This window comes from Streptomyces sp. NPDC059567 (genome assembly GCF_042735655.1).
Classification (GTDB): domain Bacteria; phylum Actinomycetota; class Actinomycetes; order Streptomycetales; family Streptomycetaceae; genus Streptomyces.
Genome location: NZ_JBHWBS010000016.1, coordinates 86,906 through 96,750, shown reverse-complemented (window position 1 = coordinate 96,750; position 9,845 = coordinate 86,906). Strand labels below are relative to the sequence as shown.

The following is a 9,845-nucleotide window of genomic DNA, read 5'->3' as shown; positions in this document are numbered from 1 at the left end:
GGCGCCGCTAGCTCAGTTGGTTAGAGCAGCTGACTCTTAATCAGCGGGTCCGGGGTTCGAGTCCCTGGCGGCGCACAGACGGAAGAAGCCCCTCGCGGAAGCGAGGGGCTTCTTTGTGTTCCCGGACAGGCGCCTCAGGTGTCCTCCGGCAGCGTCACCTTCACCGTCCACGCACCCGCCGGCGTCCGGTCCACCACCTCCACCCGGGCACCCTCCTCCGGCACCGTGAACGACTCCCCGATCCCGAGCGGCGCGTCCGCCAGCGGCGGGTACACCGAGCGGTCCCAGCAGGCCTCGGTCTTCGGATGGGTGTCCACGACCTCGACCGGGCCGTCCCCGGACGCCGCCTCGTTCCGTACGCGGTAGATCAGCACACCCTCCGTGCAGGTGTCCTGATCGTTGCCGGTCGAGCCGCGCGCCTCGATCGCGAGCGCGGTGCCCGTCCCCGTCCGTACGACCGCGAGCCGCTTGCCGACCGTGCCGCCGACCACTGGAGCCGCCGCCATCGACTCCAGGCTGAGCAGCCGGGTGCCCGGCTCCTGTACGCAGATCACATTGCTCCGCTCCAGCCAGCCCAGCTTCCACTTGTGCCAGCCGAAGAGGTCCGGGGCGAGACCGAACTGGCTGCCCATGACGTCCCAGTCCCCCACATGGGTGTCCCAGTCGCCCTTGCCGTCCATGGGCCGGTGGTAGAGGTCGGGCAGGTCGAAGACGTGACCCGTCTCGTGGGCCAGCACATTGCGGTCCGGGGGGTGCCGCTCGAAGACGGTGACGACCCGCTTGATCTCCGTGCCGTCCGCGGTCAGCGGGGACTCCAGGTTGACGACCTTCGTGGCGTCGGAGTCCACGCCCGGCGCGTCCGGGTCGGCGACCAGGTAGACGATGTCGTACCGCGAGAAGTCGACCTGGTCGTCCGCCGCCGCGAGCGCGTCCCGCAGATAGGCCGCGCGCTTCCCCGCCTCCCAGTCGCGCTGTATGGCGTAGGCGGTGGAGGCCTGCGGCATCGGGGTCCACTCGCGCCGGGTGTCGGGGCGCAGGGCGAACTGGCCGTACGAGGCGCGCCGGAAGAACTCGCTCGTGCTGGGGAAGTGGTCGGCCGCCAGCTCGTCGGTGCTGGTCAGCGGGGTGGAGTCGGGGAAGGACAGGAAGATCATGACCGCGTCCAGGGAGCGGACGGGCTGGGGGTACGAGCCGTTCCAGGTGTCGAGGCCCAGGGAGTGATGGGCGGCGGTACGCGGCAGGGCGCAGGGACCGGCCGCGGGCGCGCCCACGGCGGGTCCCGCCACGAGCCCGGTCGCGGCGAGCGCCACGAGGGAGGTGAAGGCCGCCGCGGAGGCACGCAGGCGCGGCCGCTCCACTCCCTCGGGTGTCTGCTGACCCCTCACGTGGACCTCCGGCTCCTGAATCGGGGATACCTCACCCACCTTGTGACGGTTTGAGCCGTTTCGCACTTTTCCGCTGCCCCAGTCGGGTGAGCGCACGACATGGCGTCGACGCGACACGCGCCCTCAATAGCTCACGGAACGTCACAATCGGTCAGGCCCCCGACGTCCCGCGTCAGACCCGCGCAGAAACGATCGGCCAGGGGTGCGCGGCGGGGAGACTCACCCCCCGGTCGGGCGGGAGGCGGCCCACGGAGCTGGAATAGCCCCCGGGGCTGCCCCTATGATCGGCACACTTTCCTTGGCCGACCCCATCCCGACCACGCCTGTACGGCCCAACTGCACTACGGGAGCGAGCGGTGAGCGGAACCCCCGAAGGACCGGTGCACACCCAGCTCTCGCCCGCACGGGAGCCCGCGCCCCCGATCACGGAGCGTCATGACGCGCTCCCGATCGACGCCGAACTCCACGACTACCGCGCCGCCTTCCGGGCGGCCCAGCTCGCCATGGCCGTGGTCGACCAGAACGGCCTCGTCGTCGCCGCCAACGACGCGCTCGGCACCCTCCTCGGCACCGAGGCCGACACGCTCACCGAGCAGGCCGCCGCCGACCTCGTCGACCTCGCCGCCGACGGCCGCACCTGGCATGCGTACCGCGAGGTGCTGCGCGGCCGCCGTTCCCGCTTCCGCTGCACGCGCCGGCTCAAGCACCCCGACGGACGCTCGCTCTGGGCCGAGGTCACCGTCTCCCCCGTGCCCGACAGCCGCCGCGTCCTCCTCTCGATCGCGGACATCAGCGACCGGCGCGAGCTCCAGGCCCGGCTGCGCCACCTCCAGATGCACGACCCGGTGACGCGGCTGCCCAACCGCACGCTGTTCTTCGAGCGGCTTTCGGCGGCCCTGGAGACGGCCTCGCAGGAGGACGAACTCCCCGACATCCGATCGTCACACCTGTCGCACGAGTCGTACTCGTCGTACGGGCATGGCGGAACAGGGCGGATCGGTCTCTGCTACCTCGATCTCGACGGCTTCAAGGCCGTGAACGACACCATGGGGCACCGGATCGGCGACCGGCTGCTCGCCGCCGTGGCCGCGCGCCTGACGGAGTGCGCGGACAACGACGGATACACCAGGAGCGGTGGACACCTGGTGGCACGGCTCGGCGGCGACGAGTTCGCGATCCTCGTCGAGGACTCCGCGGGGACCGAACAGCTCGCGGATCTGGCGCAGTCCGTGCTCTGCGCGCTCCAGCAGCCCTTCGACCTGGCCGGCCAGCGGCTCTCGGTCTCGGCCTCGATCGGAGTGGTGGAGCGGGGCGCCCGCGGGACGACCGCGACGGGGCTGATGCAGGCCGCGGACACCACGCTGTACTGGGCGAAGGCCGACGGCAAGGCCCGCTGGACCCTCTTCGACCCCGAGCGCAACGCGCACCGGATGACACGGCAGGCGCTCTCCTCCACGCTCCGACCGGCCGTGGAGCGCGGGGAGTTCGCACTGGAGTACCAGCCGCTGGTGGGTCTCGCCGACGGCGCGGTGCACGGGGTGGAGGCACTGGTGCGCTGGAACCACCCGCAGTTCGGCACGCTTCCGCCGAATCGGTTCGTCGGGATCGCCGAGGAGGACGGCTCGATCGTGGAGCTGGGGCGGTGGGTGCTGCGCACGGCATGCACGCAGGCCCGGCAGTGGCAGAAGGACCATCCGCGCGAGCGGCCGCTGTTCGTGAGCGTCAACGTGGCCGTACGGCAGGTCTGGGACTCGGACCTGGTGGCGGACGTGGCGGGCATCCTGGCGGAGACCGGGCTCGCGCCGCATCTGCTCCAGCTGGAGCTGACCGAGTCCGCGGTGATGGGCTCGGCGGGCCGGCCGCTCCAGGCGCTGCAGGCGCTGAGCGACATGGGGGTGCGGATCGCGATCGACGACTTCGGCACCGGCTATTCGAACCTGGCGTATCTGAGCCGGCTGCCCGTCTCGGTGCTCAAGCTGGACGGCTCGTTCGTCCGCGGCTTCCAGGACGAGGCGCACGCCAATCCGGCGGACGAGCTGATCGTCGAGGCCCTGGTGCAACTCGCCCACCGGCTGGGGCTCACGGTCACCGCCGAGTGCGTGGAGACCTCCGGGCAGGCGACCCGGCTGCGGCGCATCGGCTGTGACACGGGGCAGGGCTGGCTCTATTCGCGCGCGGTGGCCCCGGACCGTATCGCGGAGCTGATCGGATCCACGACGCTGTCGGTCTGAGCGGCCCGCTGCCGGCGTGAACCGCCGGCTGCCGGTGCGAGCCGCCCGGGCCGTCCGGGCAGGGGCATGGAACTGCCCCCGGCCGGAGGGACATTCCGGGCGGGGGCAGTGGTCATGTGGTGCTCAGCGGGGAGCTAGCAGGCGCCCTGGTCCTTCCAGACGCCCCACTCGCCGGTCGTGCCCGGCGTCTCGTTCTGGGTCCACCACTGGGCCAGCCACTTGCGGCCGTTGTGGGAGACCACGCTGCCGCCGGTGTAGACAGTGCCTGCCACATACGCCGGGACGGAGCCGCAGCCGGTCGGAGGCGTCGTCGGCGGGGTCGTGGGCGGCGTGGTCGGAGGCGTCGTGGGCGGGGTGGTCGGCGGGGTGGTGGTGCCGCCGAGCGCGTCGCTGATCTGGTTCAGCAGGGTGATGTTGTTGTCCAGACCGAGGAGCGAGTACATCATCGCCCCGGCCAGGCCGCGCTGCTTGCCGTAGTCCACCCGGGCCTGGATGGACCGCTGGTTCAGGCCGGTGAAGAACTCGCCGTCCTTGTAGAAGTACGAGGACTTCGCCTGGTCGTCCCAGAAGGTCGTCGCCGTGTTGTCGACGATGCCGCCGAGCTCCTTGTAGTGGGCGATGCCGGCCTGCTGGCTGAGCGGGCGGGCGTTCGAGCCGCCGGTCGCGCTCTGGGCGAGGCCGCCGGCGGAGCCCGCCGGGACGCCCTTCCAGCCGCGGTAGTAGAACTCGTAGCCGAGCGTCAGCTTGTTGGCAGGGAAGCCGCCGGCGATGCCGTAGGCGGGCTTGCCGTCGATCCAGGAGTCGATCGCGTTGTCGATCGAGTACTTCTCGGTGCCCGGCGCGATGGGGTCGGTCGGGTCGTTCGAGCCGGAGTACAGCGGCGACTGGTGGTACGTCGGCCCGTCGCCGTCCCAGGCGCCGTGCATGTCGTACGTCATGATGTTCGCGTAGTCGAGGTACGCGCCGATCTTGTCCGTCTCGATGTACTTGATCTTGTCCTGGCCGGCCGGGAGGGCCGCGGTCAGCAGGTACTTCTTGCCGCCGTTGGCCGTGCCGTACGCGTCGAGCTGCTTGCGGAACTCGGCGAGGAGCAGGGTGAAGTTCTGCTTGTCCTCGGGGCCGTAGTGGTTGCCGAGGTGGCCGTTGGCGGAGCCGGGGTACTCCCAGTCGATGTCGATGCCGTCGAAGATGCCGGCGGCGGTTCCGGGGCCGCCGAATCCGCCCTCGACCGGGAGGTTGCCCTTGAGGTACTGGTCGATACAGGAGGAGACCAGCTTCTTGCGGCTCGCGTCGGTCTTCGCCGCGTCGTGGAAGAACTTGGAGTAGGTCCAGCCGCCGAGCGAGATGTTGATCTTCAGGTGGGGGTACTTCGCCTTCAGCTCCTTGAACTGGTTGAAGACGCCCACGATCGGCTGGTTCCAGGTGTCGGCGACGCCGTCCACACTGTCCGCCGCGCTGAAGGACTTCTGGTAGTCGGCATAGGAGTCGCCCGCACCGTCGCCCGCGTTGGGGTTGTTGTCGTCACCCGCGGCCTTGTTGGCCTCGAAGCAGGTGAGTTCGGTGGGGTGGATGTTGCCGAACGAGTAGTTGATGATGTCCAGTTTGCTCGCGATGCCCCGGGTGTCGAGGTGCTTGGGGTAGAAGGCGTTCCCGTACACGCTCCACTGGTCGTAGTACGCGATGCGGACGTTGCCGTCGGCGGCCGCTGCGGCGGTGGTGGCGGTGCCGGCTGCCGAGGCGGAGCCGATTCCGACGGTCGCGGCGAGCGCGCCTGCGGCGAGGGCCGTGCTCACGAGCGCGGCGATCAATGGCTTACGGGGGTGCACGTTCGGCCTCCGAGGGGGTGACGCGAGACGGGAGTTGGTGAAGTGATAGCCCCTGTGTGAACAGCACGTCAATGGTCTGAACCAGATTGAGGACTAGACCAATCGGCAGGAGAAAGGCCTTGTCAGAGCGGTGCAGCACAGAAACGAACCGCCCGCCACCACAGGTGACGAGCGGTTTAAGGTTCACTTAGGGGGATCGGAGCCAGTCCTTCCGGACCGAACCAACCTCCACGATTCTCAGCCGAGTTCCGGCATCCCGTACGCGTCCGCGATCAACTCGTAGCTCCGCAGCCGGACATCGCCGCCGTGCGCGTTGGCCGTGATCATCAGCTCGTCGGCGCCGGTCCGCTTGCGCAGATCGTCCAGACCTGTCCGCACCTCGTCCGGTGTGCCGAAGACGATGTTCGCCAGCCAGCTGTCCACGAAGTCCCGCTCCGTCGGGCTGAAGGGATACGCCTCCGCCTCCTCCGGGGTCGGGATCAGACCCGGCCGCCCGGTGCGCAGTCGCAGCATCGACAGCGCGCCCGTCATGACCTGACGGCGGGCCTCCTTCGGGTCCTCGTGGGCGAGGGCCGCGACACCGATGAGCGCGTACGGCGCGTCGAGGACCTCCGAGGGCCGGAAGGAGTCCCGGTAGAGGTCGAGCGCGGGGATCGTGTTCTGGGCCGAGAAGTGGTGGGCGAAGGCGAACGGCAAGCCGAGCATCCCGGCGAGGCGGGCGCTGAAGCCGGAGGAGCCGAGCAGCCAGACCGGCGGCCGCCCGGAGGGGCCCTGCACGGGACCGGGCACGGCATGGATCCGGGCGTACGGATGACCGTCCGGGAAGTCGTCGTCCAGGAACCGCGTCAGCTCCGCGAGCTGCTGAGGAAAGTCGTCCGCACCCTCGTTCAGGGTCTGGGTCCTGCGCAGGGCGGCGGCCGTGGCACCGTCCGTGCCCGGCGCGCGGCCGAGCCCGAGGTCGACCCGGCCCGGGGCGAACGCCTCCAGCGTGCCGAACTGCTCGGCGATCACCAGCGGGGCGTGGTTGGGGAGCATGACACCGCCCGAGCCGAGCCGGATACGGCGCGTGTGGGCGGCCAGATGGGCCAGGATCACGGCCGGCGAGGAAGAGGCGACACCGGGCATGGAGTGGTGCTCGGCGACCCAGTGGCGGTGGTAGCCGCGCCGCTCGGCGAGCTTGCTGATCTCGACGCTGGTGGCCAGCGCCTGGCTCGCGGTCCGTCCGCTGCCGACGGTCACCAGGTCCAGTACGGACAGCGGTACGGGAGAGTCCCCGAGTGCCGTGCCCCGAATCGCGTCGCTCACCGTTGACGACCCTTCTGCCAGTAGTACGTACGGGGTAAGAGAACAGGAGGCTGTCTCCGGTTATTCCGGGGGTCGGCAGGAATGACCTGTTCAGCTTCGGGTAGCCGCGCGCCCATGCCTCGAACAACGCAACAGATACGGCGGCGGACGATGCTGTGGGGAACGGCGGCCGCGGCGGCGGCCGGCGCGGCCGGCTGCGCCCGCGTCGCCTCCGGAGACACGCTCGGCCGGCTCAGATCCCAGGACACGGTCCGCCTCGGCATCGCGGGCGAGGTGCCGTACGGCTACGTCGACGAGCAGGGCGCCTTCACCGGCGAGGCGCCCGAGCTCGCCCGGGTGATCTTCGGCAGGCTCGGCATCACCCGCGTCCAGCCGGTGGCCACCGACTTCGCCTCGCTCATACCCGGGCTCAACTCCCAGCAGTTCGACGTCGTCTCGGCAGGGATGTACATCAACAAGGACCGCTGCGCCCAGGTGCTCTTCGCCGACCCCGAGTACCAGATGCTCGATTCCTTCGTCGTCCGCAAGGGCAACCCGAAGAACCTCCGCTCGTACGAGGACGTGGTGCGCGCCAAGGCGCGCTTCGCCACGGGCAGCGGCTACGCCCAGATCGCGTACGCCGTCGCCGCCGGGTACCCGGAGAAGGACATCGTGATCCTCCAGGACCAGGTCGCCGGGTTGAACGCGGTCGAGTCCGGTCGCGTCGACGTCTTCGCCGGCACCGCGCTGACCGCCCGCTCGGTCGTCCGCAAGTCCTCGAAGGCCGAGGCCACCGAGCCCTTCGCCACCGTCGTCGACGGCGAGAAGAAGATCGACGGCGGCGGCTTCGCCTTCCGCCCCACCGACACCGCGCTGCGCGACGCCTTCAACACCGAGCTGCACCGGATGAAGAAGAGCGGCGAGCTCTTCCGGATCCTGCGGCGCTTCGGCTTCACCGAGGCCGAGATGACCACCATGACCGCCGAGGAGCTGTGCCGATGACCGCCGGACTCTGGCAGAACTGGGTCCTGCCCGGCATCTGGATCACCCTCCAGCTGCTGTTCGCCTCCGCCGCGCTCGCCGCCGTGGTCGCGTTCACCGTCGGCACCGCCCGTACCCACCGCTCCCGCGCCGTCCGCTTCCTGGCCGGGTTCTACACCGAGGTCTTCCGCGGCACTTCCGCGCTGATCCTGATGTTCTGGCTGTTCTTCGTGCTGCCGCCACTGGTCGGCTGGCAGCTCGTCCCGATGTGGGCGGCGATCCTCGCGCTCGGCCTCTCCTACGGTGCCTACGGCGCCGAGATCGTGCGCGGCGCCCTGAACGCCGTACCGAAGGCGCAGCGCGAGGCGGGCATCGCGCTCAGCCTCACACCCTGGCAGCGACTGCGGCTCGTGCTCCTCCCGCAGGCCGTGCCCGAGATGATCCCGTCCTTCTGCAATCTGCTGGTCGAGCTGCTCAAGGGCACCGCCCTGGTCTCGCTGCTCGGTGTCGGGGACGTCTCCTTCGCCGCGTACCTCGTGCGGCTCGCGACCCAGGAGAGCGGCGGGATCTACACCGTGACCCTGGTCGTCTACTTCGTGATCGCGCTGGTGATCACCCGCTCCATGAAGGCGCTGGAGCAACGCGGCAAGGCGAACCTGGGGGTGGTGGCGAAGTGAACTGGGACTGGTCCGCGGTGGCGGACTTCATGCCGCGCTTCTGGGACGGCCTGCTCGTCACGCTCCAGGTGCTGGTGCTCGGCTCGCTGATCTCGTTCTCACTGGGTCTGGTGTGGGCGCTGGGCTTCCGGGCCCGCAGCCGGCTGGTGCGCTGGCCGGTGCACGCCGTCACCGAGTTCATCCGCACCACCCCGCTGCTCGTGCAGCTCTTCTTCCTCTTCTTCGTGCTGCCGGAGTGGGGCGTCCAGTTCTCCGCCCTGACCACCGGCACGCTCGCGATCGGGCTGCACTACTCGACGTACACCGCGCAGGTCTACCGGGCCGGCATCGACGCCGTGCCCGTCGGGCAGTGGGAGGCGGCGAAGGCGCTCAGCCTGCCGCGCCACCGGACCTGGCTGACGGTGATCCTGCCGCAGGCCCTGCGCCGGATCGCGCCCGCGCTCGGCAACTACGTCATCGCGATGCTGAAGGACACCCCGCTGCTGGCCGGTATCAGCGTGCTGGAGCTCCTCCAGCAGTCCCGGCTGGAATCGGCGGCCACCTTCCAGTACACCGAGCCGCTCACGGTGATCGGTGTGGCCTTTGTCCTGATCGCGTATCCCGCTTCTCTTCTCGTCCGCACTCTGGAGCGCCGTCTTGTCCACTGATTCCGAGAATGCCCTCATTCGCTTCGAGAACGTCACCAAGAGCTTCGGCGACCAGACGGTCCTCGACGATCTCAATTTCTCCGTCCGCCCCGGCAAGCACGTCACGCTGATCGGACCCTCCGGTTCCGGAAAGACGACGATCCTTCGACTCCTGATGACCCTGGAGAAACCCGACAAGGGCACCATTCGGGTCAACGGCGGAACACTGCATCCGGCCGACGAGAAGCACCGGCGCGAGGCGCGGAAGAAGATCGGAATGGTCTTCCAGCACTTCAACCTCTTCCCTCACATGGACGTTCTGCGCAACATCACCGAGGCTCCCGTCCGGGTCCTCGGGAAGAGCCGCGAGGAGGCAGAGGCGCGCGGGCGGGAACTGCTCGACATGGTCGGCCTGGCCGACAAGTGCGAGGCCAGGCCCGCGCAGCTGTCCGGTGGCCAGCAGCAGCGGGTCGCCATCGCACGGGCGTTGGCGATGGAGCCGAAGGTGCTGCTGCTCGACGAGGTGACCTCGGCCCTCGACCCCGAGCTCGTGGCGGGAGTGCTGGATCTGCTCCGGGAGATCGCCGAGTCGACGGACATCACCATGATCTGTGTGACGCACGAGATGAACTTCGCCCGGGACATCTCGGACGAGGTCCTGATGTTCGACGCGGGAAGGGTGATCGAGTCCGGTTCGCCAGAAAAAATCTTCTCGGATCCCGAGCATCCGCGTACTCGCGAGTTTCTCGGCGCGGTGCTCTGACCTCAGACTCTGCGGTACACCTTTGACTCTGGCATATGCCAGGGTGGTGCGCCCCAGCGTATGACGCTGGGG

General features: G+C 69.4%; 8 protein-coding genes and 1 tRNA gene. 6 read left to right on the top strand and 3 right to left on the bottom strand.

Going from position 1 to position 9,845, the window contains the following annotated elements; genetic code table 11:
• The first annotated feature begins 1 nt into the window (after position 1).
• Positions 2–75, top strand: a tRNA-Lys gene (locus tag ACFVZW_RS11070).
• 59 nt (positions 76–134) lie between these two features.
• On the opposite strand, the gene ACFVZW_RS11065 is transcribed toward ACFVZW_RS11070, so the two are convergent.
• Positions 135–1,385, bottom strand: a complete 1,251-nt coding sequence (locus tag ACFVZW_RS11065; RefSeq protein ID WP_384519601.1) for a M6 family metalloprotease domain-containing protein — start codon at positions 1,383–1,385, stop codon at positions 135–137.
• A 356-nt stretch (positions 1,386–1,741) separates the two neighbouring features.
• Between ACFVZW_RS11065 and ACFVZW_RS11060 the strand changes: the two genes are divergently transcribed.
• The gene (locus ACFVZW_RS11060; protein WP_384519600.1) at positions 1,742–3,616 is read left to right on the top strand and encodes a putative bifunctional diguanylate cyclase/phosphodiesterase; all 1,875 of its coding nucleotides are present in this window, start codon (positions 1,742–1,744) and stop codon (positions 3,614–3,616) included.
• Between the two features lie 134 nt (positions 3,617–3,750).
• On the opposite strand, the gene ACFVZW_RS11055 is transcribed toward ACFVZW_RS11060, so the two are convergent.
• Together ACFVZW_RS11055 and ACFVZW_RS11050 are read right to left on the bottom strand one after the other, a co-directional pair.
• Positions 3,751–5,442, bottom strand: coding sequence for a glycosyl hydrolase family 18 protein (locus tag ACFVZW_RS11055; protein ID WP_384519599.1), 1,692 nt, complete (start codon positions 5,440–5,442; stop codon positions 3,751–3,753).
• A 237-nt stretch (positions 5,443–5,679) separates the two neighbouring features.
• Positions 5,680–6,747, bottom strand: coding sequence for an LLM class flavin-dependent oxidoreductase (locus tag ACFVZW_RS11050; RefSeq protein WP_384519597.1), 1,068 nt, complete (start codon positions 6,745–6,747; stop codon positions 5,680–5,682).
• Between the two features lie 150 nt (positions 6,748–6,897).
• Here ACFVZW_RS11050 and ehuB point away from each other — a divergent pair, with 150 nt between their 5' ends.
• Genes ehuB through ehuA form a run of 4 tightly spaced genes read left to right on the top strand, consistent with a single transcriptional unit; the run spans position 6,898 to position 9,773 of the window.
• The gene (gene ehuB / locus ACFVZW_RS11045; protein ID WP_384519595.1) at positions 6,898–7,728 is read left to right on the top strand and encodes an ectoine/hydroxyectoine ABC transporter substrate-binding protein EhuB; all 831 of its coding nucleotides are present in this window, start codon (positions 6,898–6,900) and stop codon (positions 7,726–7,728) included.
• Positions 7,725–8,384 carry an ectoine/hydroxyectoine ABC transporter permease subunit EhuC gene (gene ehuC / locus ACFVZW_RS11040; RefSeq protein ID WP_384519593.1) on the top strand — a complete coding sequence of 220 codons (660 nt, stop codon included), beginning with the start codon at positions 7,725–7,727 and terminating at the stop codon, positions 8,382–8,384. The genes ehuB and ehuC overlap by 4 nt, the downstream gene beginning before the upstream one ends.
• Positions 8,381–9,031, top strand: a complete 651-nt coding sequence (ehuD, locus tag ACFVZW_RS11035) for an ectoine/hydroxyectoine ABC transporter permease subunit EhuD (protein WP_384519592.1) — start codon at positions 8,381–8,383, stop codon at positions 9,029–9,031. Before ehuC ends, ehuD begins: the two co-directional genes overlap by 4 nt.
• On the top strand, positions 9,021–9,773 hold the full coding sequence (gene ehuA / locus ACFVZW_RS11030) for an ectoine/hydroxyectoine ABC transporter ATP-binding protein EhuA (RefSeq protein WP_384519590.1): 753 nt from the start codon (positions 9,021–9,023) through the stop codon (positions 9,771–9,773). The genes ehuD and ehuA overlap by 11 nt, the downstream gene beginning before the upstream one ends.
• Positions 9,774–9,845: the final 72 nt, after the last annotated feature.

What these genes read in the sequence shown, in the direction of transcription:
- ehuB (WP_384519595.1), top strand. Translation starts at nt 6,898, where the DNA reads ATGCTGTGGGGAACGGCGGCCGCGGCGGCGGCCGGCGCGGCCGGCTGC.
- ehuC (WP_384519593.1), top strand. Translation starts at nt 7,725, where the DNA reads ATGACCGCCGGACTCTGGCAGAACTGGGTCCTGCCCGGCATCTGGATC.